Source organism: Pseudomonas sp. ef1 (assembly GCF_007293365.2).
Taxonomy (GTDB): Bacteria; Pseudomonadota; Gammaproteobacteria; order Pseudomonadales; family Pseudomonadaceae; genus Aquipseudomonas; species Aquipseudomonas siliginis.
On the sequence record NZ_CM129815.1, the window covers coordinates 1,422,035 to 1,446,387 of the forward strand.

Here is a 24,353-nt window from a genome sequence, read left to right on the forward strand (position 1 = left end):
GGTCCGGTCTCAAGCTGCCTGTTTTGCCGTGACGAATGCCGCAAGGCTGGCCACGTTGGTGAAATGGTTGCGGGTGTCTTTGGCATCGGCGTCGATCTTGATGCCGTATTTTTTCTGGATCGCCAGGCCCAGTTCCAGCGCGTCCACGGAGTCCAGGCCGAGGCCTTCGCCGAACAATGTCTGCTCGTCGCCGATGTCCTCGGGGCTGATGTCTTCCAGGCCCAAGGCATCGATGATCAGCAGTTTGATGTCACGCACCAGGCTAGCGGTGTTCAGTTCGCTCATCTGCGGCGAGCTCCTTAATGAAATAGTCATGCAAATAATCGTTGAGCTTGCGCGAAGCCTGCGGTGCGGGGCCTTGCGCGGCGAAGGTCTGTGGGTCTATATCGGCCCCCACGCGAAAACTGAAGTGCACGCGGCGATGGGGGATGCGATACCACGGCTCGGCTTTGGTCAGGGTGGTCGGGCTGACCTTGATGATCACCGGGGTAACGATTTTCGCACCGCGCAGGGCAATTGCCGCCGCCCCCCGATGAAAGGCCGGCGCCTGCCCCGGCTGGGTGCGGGTGCCTTCGGGGAAAATGATCAGGGTCTGGCCGTCCTGCAATGACTGCGCGGCGGCGTCGAGCATGTCCATGCTGCCGTCGTTGCTGATGTACTCGGTGCGGCGCAGCGGGCCACGGGTGAACGGGTTTTCCCAGAGGGTTTTTTTCACCACGCAATTGGCGTGGCGCACCAGACCGATGAGAAACACCACATCGATCAGCGACGGGTGGTTGGCGATGATCATCTGCCCCGGGCGACCGAGGCGCTCGGCACCCTCAATGTCGTAAGTGAGCACGCCGGTGCGGGCCATGAAACGCACGAAAAACCAGAACAAGCGACTGACCGTACGCCGCGCGCGCAGGCGATGGACCAGCGCGTCACCGGGCAGGCAGCCGAGCAGCGGAAATACCAGCAGGCGCAGACACAGCCCGCCGAGCCCGAACAAGGCGAAGCTCGCAGCAGTGGCCAGCAGGCGCCAGTAGTAGGCGTCGCGGTGTTTGGCGGTCACGGGTTGCGATGCCAGGTCCATACACGATTTTTCCACGCATGTTGGCAGTCAGGTTGCTGGCCGAGCAGGGTTCGCAGCAGGTTGAGCGCGTGCGGCCAGTGCGCCTTTGACCGGGTTTCGGTGCTGCTGTTCAGGGTCAGCCGCCAGTCGGTACCGGGCGTGAGCAACAAGCCCAGCGCATAAGGGAACGGCACATCATCGACCCACTGCGAATACGCCTCGGGCGGCTGCTCTTCGGTGATCACCAGCAGCACCGCCGGGGCGCCTTCATCAAGCAATGCCGCCGCTTCGAGCATGCCGTGTTCGAGGCCGTCGCCAGCAGCGGCGAGGGCGGTCATTTCGCTGGTTTCACCGCGCATGATCGACCACAAACCGATGATCGCGTTATGCACCGACAGGCTGAATTGGGTCGGCGACAAGGGCTGCTCGGTGGCCAGATCGCGGAGGATTTCAAACGTGCGGGGGGTTTCGCCGTGCCGCGAGACGAACACCAGCGGCAGATTGTCCCGCCCGTCGGCCAGCGGCCAGCCAACGCTGAAGGCCATCCGCGCCAGGCGGCTGAGGCGGCGGCGCTGCATGGCCGGCAGAAACGACACATCGGGCGCGGCATCACTGCTCTGCAGCACGACCGGTTGTCGGCTCCAGGCCTGCCAGGCGTCCACGCTGTCGAGCCCCGGGGCCCACGCGCGCCATTGGGCGATGTTGAAGTTGATCACGGACATTCATCCCGCCCCTGCGGGCTTTCGTTGACGCGTTGAGTCGCCAGCGCCGCAGCAGGCTTGGCTTGGCGCAGGGCGCCGGGTGGCGCGCATTATCCCGGTGCGACGGGTGTGTAGCAAATGTTGGTTACATTTTGCCCAACAAAATGTACCGAGCGGTTCGCTGTATGGCTATCACTTGGCCATTATCCAGATTTGACGCGGCGTGTCTGTCAGGTGTCTCCGTAATGGCTGGCGGTTTTTTCCATGCCTGGGCGTCGGTTTTTACACCTGACGACGTAGTCCATGTCCGTGAAGGTAGCGAAGCGCGGTCACCGCCAACTACACTCGGTCATTCTTTGATACACGGAGGTTTGGTCATGCGGCGCGTGGTGTTCAATCAGAAAGGTGGCGTGGGCAAATCCAGCATCGCCTGCAACCTGGCGGCGGTCAGCGCCAGCGAGGGTTATCGCACGTTGTTGGTCGACCTCGATGCGCAGGCCAATTCCACTCAGTATCTGACCGGTCTCACCGGCGACGATATCCCGATGGGTATCGCTGACTTCTTCAAACAGACGCTGTCCTCTGGGCCGTTCTCGAAAAAGAATCAGGCGGACATCTATGAAACGCCGTTCGACAACCTGCACATCATTACCGCCACCGCCGAGTTGGCCGACCTGCAGCCCAAGCTCGAGGCGAAACACAAGATCAACAAGCTGCGCAAGTTGCTGGACGAATTGTCCGAGGACTACGACCGGATTTATCTGGATACCCCGCCAGCACTGAATTTCTACGCGGTATCGGCGCTGATTGCCGCGGATCGAGTATTGATCCCTTTTGACTGCGACAGCTTTTCACGTCAGGCCCTGTATGGACTGATCGCCGAGATCGAGGAATTGAAGGATGACCATAACGAAGGCCTGGAAGTGGAAGGTATCGTGGTCAATCAGTTTCAGGCGCGGGCCAGCCTGCCACAGCAGATGCTCGACGAGTTGATCGCCGAAGGCTTGCCGGTACTGCCGGTGTACCTGAGCAGTTCGGTGCGCATGCGCGAGTCGCATCAGGCCAGCATGCCGCTGATCCACCTCGATCCACGGCACAAGCTCACGCAGCAGTTCGTTGAACTGCACAATTTGCTGGAAGACCACTGATTCCCCGACTCACACGCAAATCATGTGGGAGCGAGCCTGCTCGCGAAGAGGCCGGCACATTCAACATCGGCGCTGAATGATCGACCGCCTTCGCGAGCAGGCTCGCTCCCACAGGGGGATCTGTGGTGGGTCAGATTCCTTGGCCACGCAGCCATGCCATCAGCTGCGGCAATGGAAATGCACCACTTTGCCGCGCTACTTCCCTGCCGTTTTTAAACAGAATCAGACTCGGAATCGAGCGAATCCCCAACTGCGCCGACAACTGCTGATTCGCTTCGCTGTCGAGCTTGGCCAGCCGGCACTTGCCCGCCAACTGCGCCGCAGCCTGTTCGAACACCGGCGCAAACGACTTGCACGGCCCGCACCAGTCCGCCCAGACATCCACCAGTAACGGCAGATCGCCCTTTATCTGACTGGCGTAATCGCCTTGTTTGAGTTCGAAGGGTTTGCTCAACAGCACCGCAGACTTGCAGCGCCCGCATTTGGGCTGGTCAGCCAGGCGCTCGGTGGGGATGCGGTTGACGCCGTTGCAGGAGGGGCAGGGGATGAGGAGTGGGGTGGTCATGATTGGTTCTCTGATAGGCAGTCTATAGAACTGATTTGGAGTCGATCTGCCAACTTATCAATGTCGCAACTGCTCACATTTTTCTCAAAACAGTTCCGGGATCGATGGCTAGTCTGAAGACCAATTCGGCGTTTTACGCTTGTCGTGAGGAGATCGCTTTGTCTTTATCTGCGTGCTACTTTTGTTGCACTAGTCCAGGAATCGATGATTCCTATGCATCAAATCGGAGCGACATAATGTCCGTAACTTCCAAGATACGCCGCCAAGGCGGCGCTGCCGTCATTACGATTCCGCCCACGCTTTTAAAGTTGTTGCATCTGGAGGTTGGCGCACAGCTAGAGCTGAATGTGGTCGATGGCGAACTGATTGCTCGTCCAGCCGTAGCCGCTACGCGTAAGCGTTATAGTTTGTCAGAGCTACTCGAAGGCGCAGAAGAATTGCAGAAACTTAACGCCCAGACTAGCGAGACCCTTGAAGGTGATTCTGTCGGCCGGGAGCTGGGTTGATGGTGCGCCGACAGCCCCCTCAGCGGGGTGACGTTTACTGGATTGATCCAAACCCAGTGGCGGGGCGGGAGATGATGAACAGACATCGCTTTGTGGTGATCACGCCCAGAGAGATCAACGCATTGGGCGTGAGCATGACGGTGCCTGTTACTAGCGGTGGGAATTTCAGCCGGAATATGGGTTTGGCGGTCGCCATTACTGGCCACGAAACCAATGGTGTAGCGGTGTGTAATCAGGTTCGCAGTTTTGACATAGAACAACGGGTACGAGACGGCACGGCCAAATTCATCGAGCGACTGGATGACGTGACAATGTCTGACATCGTCGACCGTGTAATCAGTGCAATCGACCCGCTAAGCTGAAGCGCCTACGAAGAACAACTGATCTCCAAATGCTTTCCCCACTCCGGTGGCCGCTCGGCGTAACCCTCCATCCCCGGCTGCTCCTCAAACGGTTTGCTCAGCACCGCATGCAGTCGGCGTACCTCGGCATAATCCCCTTGTTCCGCCGCATCAATAGCCTTTTGCGCCAGATAATTGCGCAGGATGTACAGCGGATTGACGGCATGCATCCGTGCGCGGCGTTGTGCCTGATCGGCATTGCCGTCGCGGGTAACCCGGGCGACGTAGCGCTCGCCCCAGGCATCGAAACCTTTGATATCGACAAAATCGTCGCGCAGGCGGGCGATGGCCTGTTCGGCTGACTCTTCACCGAGGCGGCGGAAGAACAGCGTGTAGTCGATGCCGCTGTTCTGCATCAGTTGCAGCAGGTTTTCCAGCAGTTGCTGGTCCTCCTCCTCGGCGGTGGTGAAGCCGAAGCGGCGGCGCATCAGGTCGAGGTAGTGCGCCTGGAACAGCGGCAGGTACAAGCCGAGGGTTTCGCGCAGGGCCTCGACGCTGATGAACGGCGTCAGCGCCTGGGCGAGCGCGCTGAGGTTCCACTGGCCCACCGGCACCTGATTGCTGAACGAGTAGCGACCCTGATCATCGGAGTGATTGCAGATGAAATGCACGTCGAAGTCATCGAGGAAGGCGAACGGGCCGAAGTCGAAGGTGATGCCGAGGATCGACATGTTGTCGGTGTTCATCACGCCGTGACAGAAGCCGTAGGCCTGCCACTTGGCGATCAGTTCGGCGTTGCGCTCGACGATCTCGCGGAACATCGCCAGATACGGTTCCGGTTGTTCGAGGCATTCGGGGAAGTGCATCGCCAGCACATGCTCACCAAGCTGCTTCTGCTGCTCGGGGCGTTTGGTGTAGTAGAAGTATTCGAAATGGCCGAAGCGGATATGGCTCGGTGCCAGACGCAGCACCATCGCTGCGCGTTCTTGCTTTTCCCGCCAGACCGGGGTATCGGAGCCGATCACGCAGGCTGCCCGCGAAGATGGAATGTTCAGCGCAAACAGCGCTTCGGAGGCGAGAAACTCGCGAATCGATGAGCGCAGCACCGCGCGGCCATCGCCCATGCGTGAAAACGGCGTCTGCCCGGCGCCTTTGAGGTGCAAGTCCCAATGCTCGCCAGCGTTGTTGTACACCTCACCCAGCAGCAGGCCGCGCCCGTCACCCAGTTGCGGGGTATAACCGCCGAACTGATGCCCGGAATACACCATCGCCCGTGGCTCGGCGTCGGCCCACAGCTTGTGGCCGCCAAACAGTTGCGCGAATTCTTCGGTGTCGGCGCTGGCCGCATCGAGATCAAGCAAGGCCAGAGCGGCCGGGCTGGCGACCACCAGACGCGGATTGTCGATCGGCTCGGGCAGCACGTGCGCGGAGAACGCGTCGCCCAGGCGGGCAAAGCGGTTATCGAAAGTCAGTTCGTCGAGGGCTTTCACGGGCCGGCTCCAGCAGAATGTCCGAGCATTCTGCTGGGACCATGTCGGTTAGTCGAGTTTGCTCGGTGGCGGTTCCGGCAACGGTTTCTGCCCGTCGACGATCGGCACGATGGTTTTGTTCTCGGGTTCCACAGGCACCATCTTGTATTCCTGACCGTGGAGGTTCTTCAGATAAACCTCCATCTGCCGGAACGAAATGTTGATGTGCTGCTTCTTGAACTCGCGATTGATGAAGCGGTTGACCTCATCCAGCACCGGGTTGCGGTCACCGAGATCGCGCACATGCATGCGCAGTTCGTGGTCGAGCGTGCTTTCGCCGAAGTTGAGGAAGTACACGTGTGGCTCAGGTTCTTTGAGCACGCGCGGGTTCTCCCGAGCCGCTTTGAGCAGCAACTCCTTGACCAGATCCAGATCCGAGCCGTAGTCGACGCCGAGTTTCAGCGTTACGCGGGTGATGGTGTCGGTCAGCGACCAGTTGATCAGTTGCCCGGTGATGAACGTTTTGTTCGGGACAATGATGTCCTTGCGGTCGAAGTCGGTGATGGTTGTGGCGCGGATGCGGATCTTGCTCACCGTGCCCGACAGGTTGCCGATGGTGATGGTGTCACCGATCCGCACCGGGCGTTCGAAGAGGATCATGATGCCGGAGATGAAGTTGGCGAAGATCTCCTGCATACCGAACCCCAGTCCTACCGACAGCGCCGCCACCAGCCATTGCAACTTGTCCCAACTGACGCCGAGGGTCGACAGGGTGGTGACAAAACCAACGCCGGCAATCACGTAGGACAGCAGCGTCGTTGTCGCATAAGCGCTGCCCTGGGCCAGATTGAGTTTGGACAGCACGAACACTTCGAGCAGGCCGGGCAAGTTGCGCGCCAGAGCGAAGGTGATACCGATGATGATCAGCGCGCCGAGCATGTCGCCGATGCTGATCGGCACCATGCTCATGTTGGCGCCGGTGCCGCTGGTGTATTCGTAAAGGGTGATGTTGTCCAGATACGAGAACACCGAAATCAGGTCCGACCAGACCCAGTACAGCGCCGCAATGAAGCCGCCGAGCAGGGCCAGGCGGATCAGACGCAGGGACTGTTCGTTGACCTTTTCGATGTCCAGGGTCGGCTCTTCGATCACCGCTTCGCCGTCGCCAGCTTCTTTTGCCGCCTGCCGTTTGGCCAGCGCGCGCTGGTAAGCCAGACGCCGCGCGGCAACGCTCAGGCCACGCACGAAGGTGGCCTCGATCACCAGCCAGAACATCAGCAGGTACAGGGTATTGATCAAGCGGTCGCTGAGTTTCAGTGCGGTGTAGTAGTAGCCGAAGCACACCGCAACAAACAGGGCGATCGGCAGCAGCGTGAACATCACACCGACGGCTTTGCGGAACAGCGAGGCATTCTGGTGCGTCGGGCTGCTGATCAGCAGGCGACTGAGCAGCCATGCCATCAACGCATAGCAAGTCAGCACCACCGGCATGCCGAGCACGTCATCGGCCAGCGCCGCCGGTTGCAACTCGGCGACGGCTACCACGGCGACCAGCGCCATTACTACCAGGCCGAGTCGACGCACCCAGCCCTGAAGGAACTCGACCTGCGGCTTCTCCCAGCGGAAGTGCAATTCCGCCACGCCACCCGGCGCGAGAATCCGGTACGCGGTGTAGAACACCAGCCAGGCCTGACCCATCTGCAACAACGCCGCGCCCATGTTGGCGTTCTGCCCGCGCGCGTCGATCTGCAGGGCCAGACCGCACAGCGCCAGCCCCAGCGCCACCGGCATTGCCAACAGAATGTTGATCAGAATCGCCTGCGGCGTGTGCCACTGGCTGTCGCGCTTGAAGTGGCCGATGTCCTGGTGAACCTTGTTGAGTCTTCCGTACAGCGCTTTGCGGCGCCACAACAGGGCGCCGATCAGCAGCGCCAATGGCAGGAACAGCAAGGGACGCTGGGTCAGGCCGTCAGTCAGTTCGCTCAGGCTCGACGCCCAGGGCAGGGTGTTGACCTGTCGCTCGAGACGCTCGGGCACGCCGCGCATCCATTCCACGTCCAGCGGCTTGTTGCTGGGGATCCAGAACATCTGTTCGTCGAGGGTCGCGCGCAGGCTTTGCGCGGTGCTCAGCAATTGTTTCTGGTTGAGCTGCAGGGTGATCGATTCATTGAGCATCGCGCTCAATTCGCGGTTCAGCCGCTCGAGCAGATCAGCGCGGGTGTTGGCCAGATCGAGCAGGCTCTTGCGCAACTGCGGCGTGACCTGCTCCGGCGGCTGGGTGGCCAGCAAATTGTCGACGTAGGTCGCCGGATTGCTCAGCAGCTCCCGCTGTTGGCTGACATCGAATTGATACAGGCGAATATCGGCAATCTGGTCGGCGAGGTCGCGGTCGACCTTCAAGTGCGGCAGCGCCTGCTTCTGTTTGTAGAGAATTTTCGACAGCAGCAGGCTGCCCTTGAGCACGCTGATCTGTTCGTCCAGTGCCGAATCGCTCTGGGTCAGGGTGTCGAGTTGCTGTTTGGTCTGCAGGTTCTGCTGCGTGACTTCGTTGAGACGGTCGGTGCTCTTGAGCAAATAGTCGGAAAGCTTGAGGTTGGTCGCGCTCTCGCTCGCCAGCAGGCTGCTGCCGCCGGCCTTCTGCGCTTCGATCGATTGCTGGGTGACGGTTTCCTGCGACTGCGCCAGACGTTTCTGGTTGATCAGGGTTTGCAGTTCCTGAATCTCGCGGTCGAGGCGATCGGATTTCTCCGAGAGCAAGTCATGCTGAGCGTTGCCCAGATCCTGCAACTGGGTGTTGCCGGCCAGTTCCTGGCGGCGCAGCGGAATCAGCGCGTTGAGTGCGGCGAGTTCGGCGTTCAACTGGTCGCGCTGTTCGGCGGTGACCGTTTTGCCCGTGTCCTTGCCGGATTTGAGGATGGTGTTGATCTGCTGGATGCGCGTCTGGCTGGCGGAAATCTCCGCCTGCGCACGCTCGGGGCGAGTCTGCGCGGTGATGATCAGGCTGTTGGCGTCGGCCAGGGCTTTTTGCAGATCGCTTTGCTGGGTCGAGCGATCAGTGAGGATCTGCTCCAGTTGCTGGATCGACTCTTTCGGAAAACGCTGCGCTACCGGCACCGGTGCAGTGGCCTTGAGGCGGCTCAGTTCGCGGGTGTTTTCAATCGTCTGCTTCGGCGCGTTGGCCAGCTGACGCTTGAGATCGATCAGTTTCTGCTCGTAATCACGCTGATTGTTCAGTTGATTGAGGGTGTTCTGCAGGACGGTCTGCAGGGTCTTCTTGTCGGCGTCCGGCAGTTTGCTGTCGGCCAGCTTGTCGAGGCTGGCCTGCACGGCATCGCTGGACGGTGGTTCGGCAGCATGCAGCGGGCCGACAACGAGACTGAGGCCCAGCAGGGCCGCGGCGAAAAAGGAGCGCAGGGTAGGCATAGAGACCGGTCAAGCAAGTGAGAGTGGAAGCAGTTTAGAGGAAGAGTCCGGGGCCCGGGCGACTTCCTTCGGGGAATCTGACGCCCACTTTGCCGATCTTGTTCCCGTCCATGACCGCAACCGTCCAGTGGGTGTTGTTCCACTCCACCTGGTCGCCGACGATGGGAGCGCCCCCGACTTTCTGGGCGATGAACGCGCCCAGGGTCATGTCCGGATCGATGCCTTCGGCCGGCAAGCCATACAGCGCTGCAACCGCTTTAAGCTGGGCGTCTCCTTCGAGTACGAAATCGCCGAAGAAGCGCAAATCGAGGCCACGTTGCGGCGCCTGGCTGAACAGTTTGCCGAGGGCCGACAAGTTGTGTTCATGACCAATAACACACAGCAAATCATCGACTTCCAGCACCGTACTACCCGACGGATGGAGCAGTTGCTGACCACGAAACAGCGCCGCGATGCGGGTGCCTTCGGGCATTTTCAGCTCACGCAGGGGCGAGCCGATGCACCATTTCTCAGCGCCGAGCTTATAAACGAACAGCTCCCACTCACTGGTGACGTGGACTTCCAGCGCCGCCCGGGAAATCGGCGCGGGTTCTGGCGGAACGGTCACCTTGAGCAATTTGGCCACCCACGGCAGGCTCGTGCCTTGCACTAGCAGCGACACCAGTACGATGAAGAAGGCCAGGTTGAAATACAGCTGCGCTTGCGGCAGCCCGGCCATCAGCGGGAACACCGCGAGAATGATCGGCACCGCGCCGCGCAGGCCGACCCAGGAAATAAAGGCTTTTTCGCGACCGTGGAAGGCCTTGAACGGCAGCAGGCCGACCATCACCGACAGCGGCCGCGCGAACAGAATCATCCACAGCGCCAGACCGAGGGCGGGCAGGGCGATCGGCAGCAGATCGTGGGGCGTGACCAGCAGGCCCAGCACCAGGAACATGCCGATCTGCGCCAGCCAGGCCATGCCGTCGAGCATATGCAGAATGCCGTGGCGGCTGCGCACCGGGCGGTTGCCGATCACCAGACCGCACAGATAGACAGCGAGGAAGCCGCTGCCATGCAAGGCGTTGGTCAGCGCGAACACCACCAGACCGCCAGCGATGATCAGAATCGGATAGAGCCCGGCCGCGAGATTGATGCGGTTGACCAGTTGCAGCATCACCCAGCCGCCGCCCAGACCGATCACACCACCGATGCCGAACTCGCGGATCAGGTGGGTCAGCAGACTCCAGTGCAGGCCGGTTTCGCCGCTGGCGAGCATGTCGATCAGGGTCACTGTGAGAAACACCGCCATCGGGTCGTTGCTGCCGGATTCGATTTCCAGACTGGCGCTGACCCGTTCGTTGAGGCCTTTACCGCCGAGCAGCGAGAACACCGCAGCGGCGTCGGTCGAACCGACGATGGCGCCGATCAGCAGGCCCTGAATCAGATTGAGGTCGAACAGCCACGCAGCGGCCATGCCGGTCAGCCCGGTGGTGATCAACACCCCGACCGTGGCCAGCGACAGCGCCGGCCATAACGCCACGCGGAAACTCGACACCCGCGTACGCAAGCCGCCGTCGAGCAGGATCACTGCAAGGGCGAGGTTGCCGACCAGATAGGCCGTCGGGTAGTTATCGAAAATGATCCCGCCACCATCGACCCCGGCCGCCATGCCGACCGCGAGAATGATGACCAGAATCGGAATGCCGAGACGTGAAGAAAGAGAACTGACAAGAATGCTTGCGCCTACCAGCAACGCGCCGATCAAGAACAGGCTGTTGATGGTCGTCGCATTCAAAGGCAGTACTCCAGAAGCGTAAAGACGGGGGCACAAACTGACCATGCAGTCTGCGTGCCAGCGATTCTAACCTGTTGAAATGTGATGCTGTCAAAAAGCTTTTCTGCAGACTCCCCCTGGAAATGCGGCGAGTGATGACTGTGGCGAGGGGATTCATCCCCGTTCGGCGGCGCAGCCGTCGTAAAACCGCTGTACGCGGATCCTCAGAGGGAACCGCATACGCTGCTTTGGGGCGGCTTCGCCACCCAACGGGGATAAATCCCCTCGCCACAGGGGAAGCTCCAGCGAGGTGTGTTACAGGCTGAACCGCCCAACCATGTTGTTCAAATCCAGCGCCAGGCGCGACAGCTCATTGCTCGCCGCGCTGGTCTGATTCGCGCCGGTCGCCGACTGCACCGACAGATCGCGGATGTTGACCAGATTGCGATCGACTTCCCGCGCCACCTGCGCCTGCTCTTCGGCAGCGCTGGCGATGACCAGGTTGCGCTCGTTGATTTCGACGATGGCGCTGTTGATCGTGTCCAGCGACATCCCGGCGCCACGGGCAATATTCAAGGTCGATTCGGCGCGCTCGGTGCTGTTGCGCATCGAATCCACGGCGTGTTCGGTGCCGCTCTGGATGCTGCCGATCATCCGCTCGATTTCGCTGGTCGACTGCTGGGTGCGATGGGCCAGGGCGCGCACTTCGTCGGCTACTACGGCGAAACCACGACCGGCCTCACCGGCACGGGCCGCTTCGATGGCTGCGTTCAATGCCAGCAGGTTGGTCTGGTCGGCGAGGCCACGGATCACGTCGAGTACCTTGCCGATGTCGCGGGATTCATTGGCCAGGTCGCCGATCAGCGAAGCGGTGCTCTGCACATCGGCGCTCATGCGTTCGATGGCGCTGACGGTTTCCTGCACCAGATCACGACCGTCGCCCGCCGAAGTGGTCGCGTTTTTCGAGGCTTCCGAAGTGCTGACCGCGTTGCGCGCGACTTCTTCGACGGCGCTGGTCATCTCATTCACGGCGGTGGCCGCCTGCTCGATTTCGTTGTTCTGCTGGGTCAGGCCGCGAGCACTTTCATCGGTGACGCTGTTCAGCTCTTCTGCGGCAGACGCAAGCTGTGTGGCCGAACCGGAGATGCGCTGCAGGGTATCGCGCAGCTTCGATTGCATCTTCGCCATCGCCGCCAGCAAGCGCCCGGCTTCATCTTCGCCATCGACATGGATCGGCTGGGTCAGGTTGCCTTCGGCGATGGTTTCCGCCGCCTCCAGTGCCTTGGAAATCGGCTTGGTAATGCTCACGGTCAGCAACCAAGCGAACAGCAGGGTCAGGCCGCTGGCGATCACCAGCAGGGTCACCACCAGATTGAACGACATCGAATACTGATCCTTCGCGCCCTGGTCGGTTTCGGCGATCTGCTGGGTGTTGATCTCCAGCAAGCGCGCCAGCGCGGTATTCACCGCTTCCGAATTGCTCAGCAAATCGCTGTTGAGCATCTGCCGCAACTCGTCGATCTGGTTGTTGCGCGACAGGGTTTTCATGCGCTCTTCGAGCTGACGGTACTGCGCCAGCAATTGCACGTACTGATCGTACGCCGCACGTTCCTGCGGGCCTTCGATCAGTGGCTCATAGGCGCGTTGCGCATCGGCGATCTGGCGGTTGCGCATGTCGAACAGTTCCATGGTTTTCTGCTGCACGTCGGGTTCGCGGTTGATCAGCAAACGGTAGGACAGCACGCGCAGGCGCAGTGTCAGCTGGGTGAATTCGTCGAGGGCCTTGATCGATGGCACGCTGGCGGTGGCGATGTCTTCGCCGGCCGCGCGGATCTTGCTCATCTGGTTCAGCGCAAACACGCCGAGGATCAACATCAGGCCGCCGATCAGGGCGAAACCGGTGAACGCCCGTGGGGCGATATTCATATTGCGAAGGGACATGGGCGGATACCGAAAAGGGCCGCATCCATGCGGGCAGAGACTGCTGTATGGGTGACTTATCGGTCATACGACTTAAGTCTTGAGGTGGTGTGCGTATTTGTCGCAGACAGGCTTGAGCGACGAAGTGCAGGAACCAGATCGACCAATCACAGTCTTTTAAACTCGCGAGAAGCTTCGCCACCCAGGAAAATCAAGGCCTTGCGCCGGTTTAACCCTGGCATCCGTGGTGACTTTTCTTTATCGTACGCGCCCTTCGAAAAACGCTTGGAAGATCAAAATGTTGGAAGCATCCCTCAGCCAATTGGAACAGCTCGTCAGCGACCTGGTGCAACAGAACCAGACCTTGCTGCAGACCAACCAGACCCTGTCCACGGAACTGGCCCAGGCCAAGGATGAAAACGAAAACCTGCAACTGAACCTGATGGAACAGGAAGAAAAACACGGCGCCACCGCCGCGCGCATTCAGGCGCTGGTTGATCGCGTCAATGCCGGTCCTGTCAGCGCATGAACCACGGCACAGCAGGGGTAAAAGTCATCTCCATTCTCGGCGAGGACTATTCGATCAAGGCACCGGCCGGGGAAGAACAGAGCCTGCTGGATGCGGCGATGATGCTCAAGGCAGCGCTGGAAGACACCAAGCGCAAATACCCGACGCTGATCGGCGATCGTTTGCTGGTGCTGGCGGCGATGAATCTGTGCTCGCAGCAGATCGAAATGAAGAAACAGCACCAGGAAGAACTCGACCGTTATCAAGAGCAAGTCAGCGCCACGGTCGACACCATTGCCAAGACGATCAGTCAGGGTTGACTCGCTTTTCGCAGCGCCTCGGTACATTGAGGCGCTGAACATGCTGAGGTCTTGTTGCTATGAGGCTTGGAGTATTGGCTGCCAGTAGACTTTTGTTGTCCATTCTCCGTCGGATTGCTTGATGAACTCTGAGTGGGAAACTCTATAGGTAGTATTTTCGATCGTCACTTCATCACCCTTGGAAAGCAGGTAGATATATTCTGCCGACGGAATTGGCTGAACTGTGCTGTACGTCGTGCCTGCGAGGGTGGTGATCGTAATTTTGTAATGGATTACCGGGAAAACCATGACCTCGGTGAAGTGCCTGCGAATAATCATCGATTGAGAAGTCGAGCTCCCGACAAAGTCGCCAATGAGCGCCGATTTAACAAACGTATCGTTGTCAGCCATTGCCTGAACAAAATTCTTTCGTGGACCGGTGTCAGTCATGTTCTTTCTCCTGCGATGGACGGCTTGGATCTGCGACGCGGATGCTTGTCACAGACGTGAAACCGCGAATCTAAGCCACCCGATGCAAGTTGTAACCTGTCAGACTTGACAGTGAATCCCTCGATATAACGGCCAGCTTCTTGCTTGTAAGGATACGGCTGTACCGAAGGTTGTGTTTTATTCTGATGCTCTTTGTATACAATCGGCACGGCTGTTGCAGTGGTTCAGGCTCTTATTCTTCGGGGGTGCTCCATGCAGTGGTGGCGACGCAGTATTCAGTGGCAGTTGATTCTCGGCATGGGCACGGCCCTGCTGATCAGCATCGTGATTGTGGTTGGCATTTATACCCTGGTGGTCAACCGCCTCGCCCAGAGCTATCTGGTCGAACAGGCGCTGCCGTCGAGCATTGAAGCGACGCGCAACGATATCGAACGCATCCTCGTACAACCGCTCACCGCCGCCAAGGACATCGCCAGCAACAGCATGGTGCGTGACTGGCTGGCGACAGGCGAAGACAGCAGCAAAACCGCGCTTTTCGCGCAATATCTGGAAGGCATCCGCGCTGAACACAAAGCCTTTACCGCGTTGATCATCGGCACCGAATCCAATCATTACATCACCGAAAAAGGCCTCGATCGCACCCTCAGTCGCTCGAAACCGGCCGATGCCTGGTTCTATTCCTTTCTCGACAGCAATCAGCCGCGCACGCTGAATATCGACAACGACGGCGCCACGGGCGAGCTGGCCTTGTTCATCGATCTGAAGGTCGAGCAGGCCGGCAAAGTCGTTGGTGTCGCCGGACTTGGGCTGAGCATGAAAGAGCTGTCGGAGCTGATTCACAACTTCAGTTTCGGCGAGCGCGGCAAGGTCTATCTCGTGCGTTCCGATGGTTTGATTCAGGTCCATCCTGAAGCGCAGTTCAGCGGCAAACGCACCTTGACCGAGCAGATCGGCGCCAACGCGGCGCAAGCGCTGATGGGGCACAAATCCGCAGTGAACAGCAGCTTCCAGCGCGACGGTGAAGACTTCCTCGCCTTCAGCCTGCCCCTGCGCGATCTCGGCTGGACGCTGGTGGCCGAAGTGCCGCAGTCGCAGATCTACGCCGAAGCACGGAAAGCGATGTGGATGAGCGGCGGCATCGGTCTGGTGGTGGCGCTGGTCTGCCTGGCGTTGGTGGTGTGGCTGGCGCAGGGGCTGGTGCGACCGATTCGACAAGTAACACGGGCGCTGGTGGCCATCGGTAGCGGTGGTGGAGATTTGACTCACCGGTTAGATTCCAGCCGTGCCGATGAGCTGGGTGACCTCGCGCGCGGCTTCAACCGTTTCCTCGACAGCCAGCGCGCGATGATCGGCGAGGTGCTGACCACCAGCGAACGCCTGCGCACGGCCGTGGGGCAAGTGGCGAAGGTGGTGGACAACACCGCCGAGCGTTCGGGCCGGCAGCAGGAAATGACCGACATGGTTGCCACCGCCGTCCACGAAATGGGCCTGACCGTGCAGGAAATCGCGCAGAACGCTGGCAACGCCGCGCTTGCCTCGCAAACCGCGCGCGATGAGGCGTTGCAGGCACGGGAAGTGGTCGGTGGCTCGATCCGTCATATCGAAAGCATGTCCGACGAGATCGGCGTGGCGGCAGGGGCGGTGGGTGAGCTGGCGCAGCAAGTGGCGTCGATCGATTCGGTGCTGGCGGTGATTCGTGGCGTTTCCGAACAGACCAATCTGCTCGCGCTCAACGCCGCCATCGAAGCTGCCCGCGCTGGCGACATGGGCCGTGGCTTCGCGGTGGTCGCCGATGAAGTGCGCACCCTCGCGCGCAGGACCCAGGCCTCGACCGACGAAATTCAACTGATGATCGGCAGCCTCAAGCAAGGCGCGGAAAACGCCGTGTCATCGATGCGCACCGGCCAGGCCGCTACCGGTACCGGGGTTGAATCGAGCCAGCGCACCGGCGCGTCGCTGACGGCGATCACCGGCCAGGTCGAGCGCATCAGCGATATGAACCATCAGGTAGCGACGGCAACCGAAGAGCAGTCCGCGGTGACTGAAGAGATCAACCGCAACGTGCAGGGGATTTCCGATCTGGCGCGGGCGACGGCGGGGGAGGTTCGTGCGTGTCGTGAGGATTGTCAGATGTTGCAGCGGCTGGCGGATGATCTGGCGCGGCAGATGGGTGGGTTCAAGTTGAGCTAAAGGATCAAGATCAAAAGATCGCAGCCTTCGGCAGCTCCTGCATTGGAATGCGTTTCCTGTAGGAGCTGCCGAAGGCTGCGATCTTTTGCTTTTAAAACCACGCGTCCTGCATCGCCAGACACGTATCATCCCGCGCCTCCAGCAAGTCCAGCTCATGCTGGCACCCCGGCACTTCCCATGTCAGGAAATACCGCGCCGCCTGCAACTTGCCCTTATAGAAGTCGACATCCGCCGAATTGCCTTTGGCCAGGCCTTCCTCGGCGCGAATCGCCTGCTCCAGCCAGCGCCAGCCGATCACTGCGTGGCCGAACACTTTCAGGTACAACGCCGAGTTCGCCAGGCTGCTGTTGACCTTGCCTTGGGACAGATCCGTCAGCAGGCCGATGGTCACGGTTTGCAGGCGTGCAACGAGTTTTTCCAGTGGTTCGCGCAGTGCGCTCAGTGAGTCGTATGCAGTGGCACGTTCGGCCGTGTTGGCGATCAATCGAATCAGCTGCTTGAGACCGGCGCCACCGTTCTGCGCCAGTTTGCGCCCAAGCAGATCCAGCGACTGGATGCCGTGGGTGCCTTCGTGGATCGGGTTCAGGCGGTTATCGCGGTAGTACTGCTCCACCGGGTACTCACGGGTGTAGCCGTGGCCGCCAAGAATCTGGATCGCCAGTTCGTTGGCCTTCAGGCAAAACTCCGAAGGCCAGGATTTGACGATCGGTGTCAGCAAGTCCAACAGTTCATGAGCCTGTTTGCGTTCGGCTTCGGTTTCCAGCGTGGTGGTGTCATCGAACAACCGCGCGGCATACAGGCCGAGGTCAAATGCCCCTTCGACGTAGGATTTCTGCGTCAGCAACATGCGTCTGACATCGGCGTGCTGAATAATCGCCACCGGCGCGGTGGTCGGATCTTTGCTGTCCGGCACCCGGCCCTGCGGCCGCTCACGCGCATATTCCAGCGAATACAGGTAACCGGCATAGCCGAGCATGACCGCGCCCATGCCGACGCCGATTCGCGCTTCGTTCATCATCTGGAACATGTAGCTCAAACCATGGTGCGGTTTGCCCACCAGATAGCCGACGCACTCACCGTTATCGCCGAAGTTCAGCGCCGTCGAGGTGGTGCCGCGCCAGCCCATCTTGTGGAACAAACCGGCGAGCAGCACGTCGTTGCGCTGGCCGAGGCTGCCGTCGTCGTTGACCAGAAACTTCGGCACGATAAACAGCGAAATACCTTTCACCCCCGGCGGGGCGTCCGGCAGTTTGGCCAGAACCATGTGCACGATGTTTTCCGACAGCGGGTGATCGCCGCCGGAAATGAAGATCTTGTTGCCCTTCAGGCGATAGGTGCCGTCGGACGCAGGCTCGGCGCGGGTACGAATGTCCGACAGCGATGAACCGGCATGGGGCTCGGTCAGGGCCATGGTGCCGAAGAAGCGTCCGTCGATCATCGGTTGCAGGAAGCGCTGTTTCTGCTCTTCGCTGCCAAAGCTCTCGATCAGGTTGGCCGCGCCCATGGTCAGGAACGGGTAGGACGTCGAAGCTGCGTTGGCGGACTGGAAATGCGCGAAGCAGGCTTGCGACAGCAGGGTCGGCAATTGCATACCGCCGGCCTCGAAACTGCGCGCTGCGTTAAGGAATCCGGCCTCAAGGAAGGCATCCACCGCCGGTTTCACTTCAGGAATCAGGATCGCCTTACCATCCTCGTAGCGCGGCTCGTTCTCGTCGCCCTTGCGGTTGTGCGGCGCAAAGTACTTCTCGGCGATGTTGCGCGCGGTGCCGATGGCGGCGTCGAAGGTCTCGCGATTGTGCTCGGCAAAGCGCTCGCGCCGGGTCAGGCCCTCGGCATCGAGGACTTCGTACAGCTCGAAAGCCAGATTGCGGGAACTGAGCAGCGTCTCGGACATGGCGGCCTACCTTAAAGAAAGTATGCCGCAGTCTAGGTAGGCCCATAAAAATGGGGAAGGAAGATAGATAAGGGTGATGGGGCGGCACAAGCTTCAAGCTTCAAGCTGCAAGTAAGAGCAGTTTGCTTTTACTTGCAGCTTGTCGCTCGAAGCTTGTAGCTGCTTTTATCCGATCGTCATCAAGCTGGCATTACCCCCCGCCGCAGCGGTGTTAACGCTCAATGCCCGCTCGATCACCAGGCGCTCCAGGGCAATATTTGTCTCGCCCTGGGACAGTCCCTGAACGCCAACGATTGCACCGCCACGCTGGGCGATCTGCTGGCAGACGCCGCGCAACTGGTCGGAGTGGCCGTGATGCAGCACGGCATCGAAGACCACTTCGTCCTTGTTCCAGTCGGCAACGCGTTTGATCCGCGCCTGGACTTCCTTCGGCAGGCGGGCGAATAGCGTCTTGGTCAGCTCGGTTTCCGGCCACACTGCCGAACCGCCAACCGCCAGCACCGCCGCCAGTTGCGTCAGCAGATCACCTTCAACTTCCGCCAGGCACAGCACGTGTTCGCGCGGCAGGATGGCGTAGCTGTTTTTCTCGCCGGTCGGGCCAGCCAGCACGCGGGTGATGCCGCTCTGCGATTGCGCAGCGTACTGAACGCACAGGGTGCTCAGGTCAGCGAACTTGTTGTTGTCGGCCCAGGCTTTCAGCGCGTTCAACGATTGGCTCATGGCATCGCGCAAACGCACGTCCGGGGCGACGATGGCGTCACCGCGAGCGAAGGATTGCTCGATGGCGTCGCTAGGACGCGTCGACAGCAAACGGTACAGATACAGCGGGCCGCCGGCTTTCGGGCCAGTACCCGACAGGCCTTCGCCGCCGAATGGCTGCACGCCGACCACGGCACCGACGATGTTGCGGTTGACGTAGACGTTACCGGCGTTGACGTTGTCGATCACCTTGGCGATGGTCTCGTCGATGCGCGTGTGCACGCCCAGCGTCAGGCCGTAACCGGAGGCGTTGATCTGACCGATCAGTTGATCCAGCTCTTTGCGCTTGTAGCGCACCACGTGCAGTACCGGGCCGAAGATCTCGCGTTGCAGTTCGTCGAAGCTTTCCAGCTCGATCAGGGTCGGCATGACGAAGGTGCCGCGCTTGATCTCTTCGCTGTCGGCAATCGCCACCTGGTAAACATTGCGACCTTTGTCGCGCATGCCCTGGATGTGCTTGTCGATGCCCGCCTTGGCTTCGGCGTCGATCACCGGGCCGATGTCCACGGACAGACGCTCGGGGTTGCCGAGACGGCTTTCGGCCATGGCACCTTTGAGCATTTCGATGACGCGATCGGCGGAATCTTCCTGCAGGCACAGCACGCGCAACGCCGAGCAGCGCTGACCGGCGCTGTCGAAGGCCGACGACACTACGTCGATCACGACTTGTTCAGTCAAAGCCGAGGAATCGACGATCATCGCGTTCTGGCCACCGGTTTCGGCGATCAGCGGAATCGGACGGCCCTGGCTGTCGAGACGGCCAGCGATGTTGCGTTGCAGCAAGCGCGCGACTTCGGTGGAACCAGTGAACATCACGCCTTTGACGCGTTCGTCACCGACCAGACCGGCGCCGACGGTTTCACCGCGACCCGGCAGCAGTTGCAGCACGCCTTCCGGGATGCCGGCTTCGAGCATCAGGCGCACAGCCTGAGCCGCTACCAGCGGAGTCTGCTCGGCCGGTTTGGCCAGTACCGGGTTACCGGCAGCCAATGCCGCAGCGACCTGGCCGCTGAAGATCGCCAGCGGGAAGTTCCACGGGCTGATGCACACCACCGGACCCAGTGGGCGGTGGGCGTCGTTGCTGAAATCGTTGCGCGCCTGCACTGCGTAATAACGCAGGAAGTCGACGGCTTCGCGCACTTCGGCGATGGCGTTGGCGAAAGTCTTGCCGGCTTCGCGAGCCAACAGGCCCATCAGTGGCTGGATCTCGCCTTCCATCAAGTCAGCGGCACGTTCCAGGATCGCCGCACGTTCGGCCGGCGGGGTGGCCTGCCAGATCGGCGCGGCGTTCAGCGCGCATTGAATGGCGTTGTCGACATCTTCAACGGTAGCTTCTTGAACATGACCGACCACATCGCGGTGATCGGACGGGTTCAGCACGGCGACCGGCGTTTCGTTGCTGGACGCGCAACCGAGCATCGGCGCAGCTTTCCAGTCGTTGTGCGCGGTGGCGAGCAGGGCGCAGGACAGCGAGGCCAGACGATGTTCGTTGGCCATGTCGATGCCGCTCGAGTTGGCGCGCTCGGCACCGTACAGGTCACGCGGCAGCGGAATGCGCGGGTGCGGCAGGCCGAAACCGCCTTCCACGGTGGCCATCTGCTCGATCTGCGCCACCGGATCGGCCACCAGTTCCTGAATCGAAATCGACTGGTCGGCGATGCGGTTGACGAACGAGGTGTTGGCGCCGTTTTCCAGCAGACGACGCACCAGGTACGCCAGCAGGGTTTCGTGGGTGCCGACCGGTGCGTACACACGGCACGGACGGTTCAGCTTGCCTTCGGCAACCTTGCCTACAACTTGTTCGTAGAGCGGTTCACCCATGCCGTGCAGGCACTGGAATTCGTACTGGCCCGGGTAATAGTTCTGACCGGCGATGTGGTAAATGGCCGACAGGGTATGGGCGTTGTGGGTGGCGAACTGCGGGTAGATGACTTCCGGCACCGACAGCAGTTTGCGTGCGCAAGCAATGTAGGAAACGTCGGTGTACACCTTGCGGGTGTAGACCGGATAGCCTTCCAGACCTTCGACCTGAGCGCGTTTGATTTCGCTGTCCCAGTACGCGCCTTTCACCAGGCGGATCATCAGGCGATGACGGCTGCGGCGGGCCAGATCGATCACGTAGTCGATCACGTACGGGCAACGCTTCTGGTAAGCCTGGATGACGAAACCGATGCCGTTCCAGCCAGTCAGCTGCGGCTCGAAGCACAGGCGCTCAAGCAGATCCAGCGACAGCTCGAGGCGGTCGGCTTCTTCGGCGTCGATGTTCAGACCGATGTCGTATTGCTTGGCCAGCAGGGTCAGCGACAGCAGACGCGGGTACAGCTCGTCCATCACACGCTCGTACTGCGCACGGCTGTAACGCGGGTGCAGCGCCGAGAGCTTGATGGAAATGCCCGGGCCTTCATAAATCCCACGGCCGTGGGACGCTTTGCCGATCGAGTGGATCGCTTGTTCGTACGAGGCCAGGTATTTCTGTGCGTCGACTTCGGTGAGTGCCGCTTCACCGAGCATGTCGTAGGAATAGCGGAAGCCTTTGGCTTCGAACTTGCTCGCATTGGCCAGTGCTTCGGCGATGGTTTCGCCGGTAACGAACTGCTCGCCCATCAGGCGCATGGCCATGTCGACGCCCTTGCGGATCATCGGCTCGCCGCTCTTGCCGATGATGCGGCTCAGCGACGAGGTCAGGCCGGCTTCGTTGTGGGTGGAGACCAGTTTGCCAGTCAGCAGCAGACCCCAGGTCGCAGCGTTGACGAACAGCGAAGGGCTGTTGCCCAGGTGCGGATGCCAGTTGCCGGTGCTGATCTTGTCGCGGATCAGCGCATCGCGGGTGCCTTTGTCCGGGATGCGCAGCAGCGCTTCGGCCAGGCACATCAGAGCCACGCCTTCCTGGGACGACAAGGAGAATTCCTGCAACAGACCCTGAACAATACCGGCACGACCGCCGGCACTTTTCTGGTTACGCAGTTTTTCGGCGATGGTCGCCGCGAGCTTGTTGGTGGCTTCGGCCATCGGTGCCGGCAGGCGTGCCTGCTCGATCAGCATTGGCACCACTTCCGGCTCAGGGCGGCGGTAAGCAGCGGTGATCGAAGCGCGCAGCACCGATTGCGGGAGGATGCTTTCAGCGAATTCGAGGAAGCATTGGTGAGCGTGATCGGTCTGCACTTCGCCTGCGTCATCGGCGTCTTTGGCGGTCAAACCGTTCAACTCGGTCAGGGTTGCACCACCCTCGAGTTTTTCCAGGTAATTGAAAATTGCCTGCTTGATCAGCCAGTGCGGCGTGCGATCAATCGAGGTTGCGGCAGCCTTCAGGCGCTCGCGGGTCGGGTCATCGAGTTTGACCCCAAGGGTGGTGGTAGCCATATTTTTATCCTCATGGTTGCCACAGTTGCGTGGCATCAGCTGGCCGCAAGATTAGCCGTGCGCTGAATGAGGTGCAACCGGGTGCAACCCTTTTTTTGCCGGAATAATACGCAGCTCGTCAGGAAATAATTTCTGGTACGAAAGTGCTGCTCCTGCTTGGTGCTTTTGCTTCTAGCAAAGAGGCGTGACTGCCACAAAAGGGAGCAAAAACGGGGTGATCGTCGATTAATCCGACTGGGTGCAACTAATTCTCGCGAAACTGGTTGCACCTTATTTGCTTTGTTGCATAGCATTCGCCGCCAAGGTGCAACCGGGAATAACCCGGTGTACCGGCTGATGGCTTTCCTGGGGAAACATCAGTCTTAAATGCGCGGGATCCCGGATCGTCTGCCAAACGTCGTCGTTTGCGAGCGGTTCACTACCGCCGCTACATAAAAACAAAGCCAGGGCGTAACTCAATGAGCGTAAGCAATCCAACCCTGATCACGTTCGTGATCTACATCGCAGCAATGGTGCTGATCGGCTTGATGGCCTATCGCTCCACCAACAACCTTTCTGACTATATTCTCGGTGGTCGCAGCCTCGGCAGCGTCGTCACCGCGCTGTCTGCCGGTGCCTCCGACATGAGCGGCTGGTTGCTGATGGGCCTGCCGGGCGCCATCTACATGTCCGGTCTGTCCGAAAGCTGGATCGCCATCGGCCTGATCGTCGGCGCCTACCTGAACTGGCTGTTCGTCGCTGGCCGTCTGCGTGTGCAGACCGAGCACAACGGCGATGCCCTGACTCTGCCGGATTACTTTTCCAGCCGTTTCGAAGATAAAAGCGGCTTGCTGCGGATTATCTCGGCGATCGTGATTCTGGTGTTCTTTACCATCTACTGCGCTTCCGGCATCGTCGCTGGTGCGCGTCTGTTCGAAAGCACGTTCGGCATGACCTACGAAACGGCGCTGTGGGCCGGTGCTGCGGCGACGATTGCCTACACCTTCATCGGCGGTTTCCTCGCGGTGAGCTGGACCGACACCGTCCAAGCCACGCTGATGATCTTCGCGCTGATCCTTACGCCTATCATCGTCCTGCTGGCCACTGGCGGCGTCGACACCACGTTCCTGGCCATCGAAGCGCAAGATCCGAGCAACTTCGACATGCTCAAAGGCACCACCTTCATCGGCATCATCTCGCTGATGGGTTGGGGTCTGGGCTACTTCGGGCAGCCGCACATCCTCGCGCGTTTCATGGCGGCGGATTCGGTGAAGTCGATCGCCAAGGCGCGTCGCATTTCCATGGCCTGGATGATCCTGTGCCTGGGCGGCACCGTTGCGGTGGGCTTCTTCGGTATCGCCTATTTCTCGGCGCACCCGGAAGTGGCCGGTCCTGTGACCGAGAACCCGGAGCGCGTGTTCATCGAACTGGCGAAAATCCTCTTCAACCCATGGGTTGCCGGTGTACTGCTGTCGGCCATTCTGGCTGCGGTAATGAGCACCCTGAGCTGCCAGTTGCTGGTGTGCTCGAGCGCCCTGACCGAAGACTTCTATAAAGCCTTCCTGCGCAAGTCCGCTTCGCAACTGGAACTGGTCTGGGTCGGTCGTGCCATGGTGCTGCTGGTAGCCCTGATCGCTATCGCGCTGGCTGCCAACCCGGAAAACCGCGTACTGGGCCTGGTGTCCTACGCCTGGGCCGGTTTCGGTGCTGCGTTCGGACCGGTGGTGCTGATCTCGGTCGTCTGGAAAGACATGACCCGCAACGGCGCACTGGCCGGCATTCTGGTCGGCGCGATCACCGTGGTGGTCTGGAAGCACTTCGAACTGTTGGGTCTGTACGAAATCATTCCTGGCTTCATCTTTGCCAGCCTGGCCATCTACTTTGTCAGCAAGGCGGGTGAACCGACTCGCGGCATGGTTGAGCGCTTCGAGGCAGCGGAAAAAGATTTCCATTTGAACAAGTGATGGACTGAGCTTCGGCTCACATGAAAACGGCCCGTTTCCTAGAGGAAGCGGGCCGTTTTTTTGTTCC

General features: G+C 60.3%; 18 protein-coding genes and 2 pseudogenes. 8 read left to right on the plus strand and 12 right to left on the minus strand.

Going from position 1 to position 24,353, the window contains the following annotated elements; all coding sequences use genetic code 11:
• Positions 1–9 precede the first annotated feature (9 nt).
• From FEE99_RS06605 to FEE99_RS06615, 3 genes are read right to left on the minus strand one after another with little or no spacing between them, the layout of a single operon-like run.
• Entirely contained in the window at positions 10–285 is a 276-nt protein-coding gene (locus tag FEE99_RS06605) for a phosphopantetheine-binding protein (protein WP_039756723.1), read from the minus strand.
• On the minus strand, positions 263–1,075 hold the full coding sequence (locus FEE99_RS06610; RefSeq protein WP_041477597.1) for a lysophospholipid acyltransferase family protein: 813 nt from the start codon (positions 1,073–1,075) through the stop codon (positions 263–265). Before FEE99_RS06610 ends, FEE99_RS06605 begins: the two co-directional genes overlap by 23 nt.
• The gene (locus tag FEE99_RS06615) at positions 1,051–1,776 is read right to left on the minus strand and encodes a beta-ketoacyl synthase chain length factor (protein WP_041477598.1); all 726 of its coding nucleotides are present in this window, start codon (positions 1,774–1,776) and stop codon (positions 1,051–1,053) included. The genes FEE99_RS06610 and FEE99_RS06615 overlap by 25 nt, the downstream gene beginning before the upstream one ends.
• 356 nt (positions 1,777–2,132) lie before the next feature.
• On the opposite strand from FEE99_RS06615, the gene FEE99_RS06620 reads away from it, so the two are divergent.
• Positions 2,133–2,903, plus strand: a complete 771-nt coding sequence (locus tag FEE99_RS06620) for a ParA family protein (protein WP_024011296.1) — start codon at positions 2,133–2,135, stop codon at positions 2,901–2,903.
• 130 nt (positions 2,904–3,033) lie between these two features.
• Here the strand turns inward: FEE99_RS06620 and trxC are convergent, their stop codons facing one another.
• Positions 3,034–3,468: a thioredoxin TrxC gene (gene trxC, locus FEE99_RS06625; RefSeq protein ID WP_041477599.1), complete on the minus strand. Its 435-nt coding sequence runs from the start codon at positions 3,466–3,468 to the stop codon at positions 3,034–3,036.
• A gap of 236 nt (positions 3,469–3,704) precedes the next feature.
• Between trxC and FEE99_RS06630 the strand changes: the two genes are divergently transcribed.
• Positions 3,705–3,974 (plus strand): AbrB/MazE/SpoVT family DNA-binding domain-containing protein, encoded by a 270-nt coding sequence (locus FEE99_RS06630; RefSeq protein ID WP_008077592.1) that lies wholly within the window; start codon positions 3,705–3,707, stop codon positions 3,972–3,974.
• Between the two features lie 74 nt (positions 3,975–4,048).
• Entirely contained in the window at positions 4,049–4,336 is a 288-nt protein-coding gene (locus tag FEE99_RS06635) for a type II toxin-antitoxin system PemK/MazF family toxin (RefSeq protein ID WP_241088571.1), read from the plus strand.
• A gap of 5 nt (positions 4,337–4,341) precedes the next feature.
• Here FEE99_RS06635 and selO read toward each other — a convergent pair whose 3' ends face one another.
• The 5 genes and pseudogenes from selO to FEE99_RS06660 form a co-directional block, all read right to left on the minus strand.
• On the minus strand, positions 4,342–5,805 hold the full coding sequence (selO, locus tag FEE99_RS06640) for a protein adenylyltransferase SelO (RefSeq protein WP_041477601.1): 1,464 nt from the start codon (positions 5,803–5,805) through the stop codon (positions 4,342–4,344).
• 48 nt (positions 5,806–5,853) lie between these two features.
• Complete coding sequence (mscK, locus tag FEE99_RS06645; RefSeq protein ID WP_041477602.1) at positions 5,854–9,207, minus strand: mechanosensitive channel MscK; 3,354 nt, start codon at positions 9,205–9,207, stop codon at positions 5,854–5,856.
• A 34-nt stretch (positions 9,208–9,241) separates the two neighbouring features.
• A complete protein-coding gene (locus tag FEE99_RS06650; RefSeq protein ID WP_041477603.1) occupies positions 9,242–10,984 on the minus strand; it encodes a potassium/proton antiporter in 1,743 nt (580 codons plus the stop codon).
• A 294-nt stretch (positions 10,985–11,278) separates the two neighbouring features.
• The gene (locus FEE99_RS06655) at positions 11,279–12,151 is read right to left on the minus strand and encodes a methyl-accepting chemotaxis protein (protein WP_370695130.1); all 873 of its coding nucleotides are present in this window, start codon (positions 12,149–12,151) and stop codon (positions 11,279–11,281) included.
• 30 nt (positions 12,152–12,181) lie between these two features.
• Positions 12,182–12,904, minus strand: a pseudogene (locus tag FEE99_RS06660) (MCP four helix bundle domain-containing protein); the annotation flags it as partial.
• 277 nt (positions 12,905–13,181) lie between these two features.
• Between FEE99_RS06660 and FEE99_RS06665 the strand changes: the two are divergent.
• The gene (locus tag FEE99_RS06665) at positions 13,182–13,412 is read left to right on the plus strand and encodes a hypothetical protein (RefSeq protein ID WP_016772015.1); all 231 of its coding nucleotides are present in this window, start codon (positions 13,182–13,184) and stop codon (positions 13,410–13,412) included.
• Complete coding sequence (locus FEE99_RS06670; RefSeq protein WP_041477605.1) at positions 13,409–13,711, plus strand: cell division protein ZapA; 303 nt, start codon at positions 13,409–13,411, stop codon at positions 13,709–13,711. Before FEE99_RS06665 ends, FEE99_RS06670 begins: the two co-directional genes overlap by 4 nt.
• A 57-nt stretch (positions 13,712–13,768) precedes the next feature.
• Here FEE99_RS06670 and FEE99_RS06675 read toward each other — a convergent pair whose 3' ends face one another.
• Entirely contained in the window at positions 13,769–14,140 is a 372-nt protein-coding gene (locus FEE99_RS06675) for a hypothetical protein (RefSeq protein WP_041477606.1), read from the minus strand.
• 297 nt (positions 14,141–14,437) lie between these two features.
• On the opposite strand from FEE99_RS06675, the pseudogene FEE99_RS06680 reads away from it, so the two are divergent.
• Together FEE99_RS06680 and FEE99_RS06685 are read left to right on the plus strand one after the other, a co-directional pair.
• Positions 14,438–15,415 (plus strand): annotated as a pseudogene (locus FEE99_RS06680) (cache domain-containing protein); the annotation flags it as partial.
• A 207-nt stretch (positions 15,416–15,622) separates the two neighbouring features.
• Positions 15,623–16,330 carry a methyl-accepting chemotaxis protein gene (locus tag FEE99_RS06685; RefSeq protein ID WP_370695131.1) on the plus strand — a complete coding sequence of 236 codons (708 nt, stop codon included), beginning with the start codon at positions 15,623–15,625 and terminating at the stop codon, positions 16,328–16,330.
• Positions 16,331–16,421: 91 nt separating this feature from the next.
• Here the strand turns inward: FEE99_RS06685 and FEE99_RS06690 are convergent, their stop codons facing one another.
• Positions 16,422–18,224 (minus strand): acyl-CoA dehydrogenase, encoded by a 1,803-nt coding sequence (locus FEE99_RS06690; RefSeq protein ID WP_041477608.1) that lies wholly within the window; start codon positions 18,222–18,224, stop codon positions 16,422–16,424.
• A gap of 165 nt (positions 18,225–18,389) precedes the next feature.
• Positions 18,390–22,343: a trifunctional transcriptional regulator/proline dehydrogenase/L-glutamate gamma-semialdehyde dehydrogenase gene (gene putA, locus FEE99_RS06695; protein ID WP_041477609.1), complete on the minus strand. Its 3,954-nt coding sequence runs from the start codon at positions 22,341–22,343 to the stop codon at positions 18,390–18,392.
• A 458-nt stretch (positions 22,344–22,801) separates the two neighbouring features.
• Here putA and putP point away from each other — a divergent pair, with 458 nt between their 5' ends.
• Positions 22,802–24,286 carry a sodium/proline symporter PutP gene (gene putP, locus FEE99_RS06700; RefSeq protein ID WP_016772011.1) on the plus strand — a complete coding sequence of 495 codons (1,485 nt, stop codon included), beginning with the start codon at positions 22,802–22,804 and terminating at the stop codon, positions 24,284–24,286.
• The last annotated feature ends 67 nt before the right edge of the window (positions 24,287–24,353 follow it).

Excerpts from the sequence above, each read along its gene's own strand:
- FEE99_RS06605 (WP_039756723.1), bottom strand. The coding sequence starts at position 285 with ATGAGCGAACTGAACACCGCTAGCCTGGTGCGTGACATCAAACTGCTG.
- FEE99_RS06610 (WP_041477597.1), bottom strand. The coding sequence starts at position 1,075 with ATGGACCTGGCATCGCAACCCGTGACCGCCAAACACCGCGACGCCTAC.
- FEE99_RS06615 (WP_041477598.1), bottom strand. The coding sequence starts at position 1,776 with ATGTCCGTGATCAACTTCAACATCGCCCAATGGCGCGCGTGGGCCCCG.
- FEE99_RS06620 (WP_024011296.1), top strand. The coding sequence starts at position 2,133 with ATGCGGCGCGTGGTGTTCAATCAGAAAGGTGGCGTGGGCAAATCCAGC.
- trxC (WP_041477599.1), bottom strand. The coding sequence starts at position 3,468 with ATGACCACCCCACTCCTCATCCCCTGCCCCTCCTGCAACGGCGTCAAC.
- FEE99_RS06630 (WP_008077592.1), top strand. The coding sequence starts at position 3,705 with ATGTCCGTAACTTCCAAGATACGCCGCCAAGGCGGCGCTGCCGTCATT.
- FEE99_RS06635 (WP_241088571.1), top strand. The coding sequence starts at position 4,049 with ATGAACAGACATCGCTTTGTGGTGATCACGCCCAGAGAGATCAACGCA.
- mscK (WP_041477602.1), bottom strand. The coding sequence starts at position 9,207 with ATGCCTACCCTGCGCTCCTTTTTCGCCGCGGCCCTGCTGGGCCTCAGT.
- FEE99_RS06655 (WP_370695130.1), bottom strand. The coding sequence starts at position 12,151 with ATGGCGAAGATGCAATCGAAGCTGCGCGATACCCTGCAGCGCATCTCC.
- FEE99_RS06665 (WP_016772015.1), top strand. The coding sequence starts at position 13,182 with ATGTTGGAAGCATCCCTCAGCCAATTGGAACAGCTCGTCAGCGACCTG.
- FEE99_RS06670 (WP_041477605.1), top strand. The coding sequence starts at position 13,409 with ATGAACCACGGCACAGCAGGGGTAAAAGTCATCTCCATTCTCGGCGAG.
- FEE99_RS06675 (WP_041477606.1), bottom strand. The coding sequence starts at position 14,140 with ATGACTGACACCGGTCCACGAAAGAATTTTGTTCAGGCAATGGCTGAC.
- FEE99_RS06685 (WP_370695131.1), top strand. The coding sequence starts at position 15,623 with ATGGGCCTGACCGTGCAGGAAATCGCGCAGAACGCTGGCAACGCCGCG.
- FEE99_RS06690 (WP_041477608.1), bottom strand. The coding sequence starts at position 18,224 with ATGTCCGAGACGCTGCTCAGTTCCCGCAATCTGGCTTTCGAGCTGTAC.
- putA (WP_041477609.1), bottom strand. The coding sequence starts at position 22,343 with ATGGCTACCACCACCCTTGGGGTCAAACTCGATGACCCGACCCGCGAG.
- putP (WP_016772011.1), top strand. The coding sequence starts at position 22,802 with ATGAGCGTAAGCAATCCAACCCTGATCACGTTCGTGATCTACATCGCA.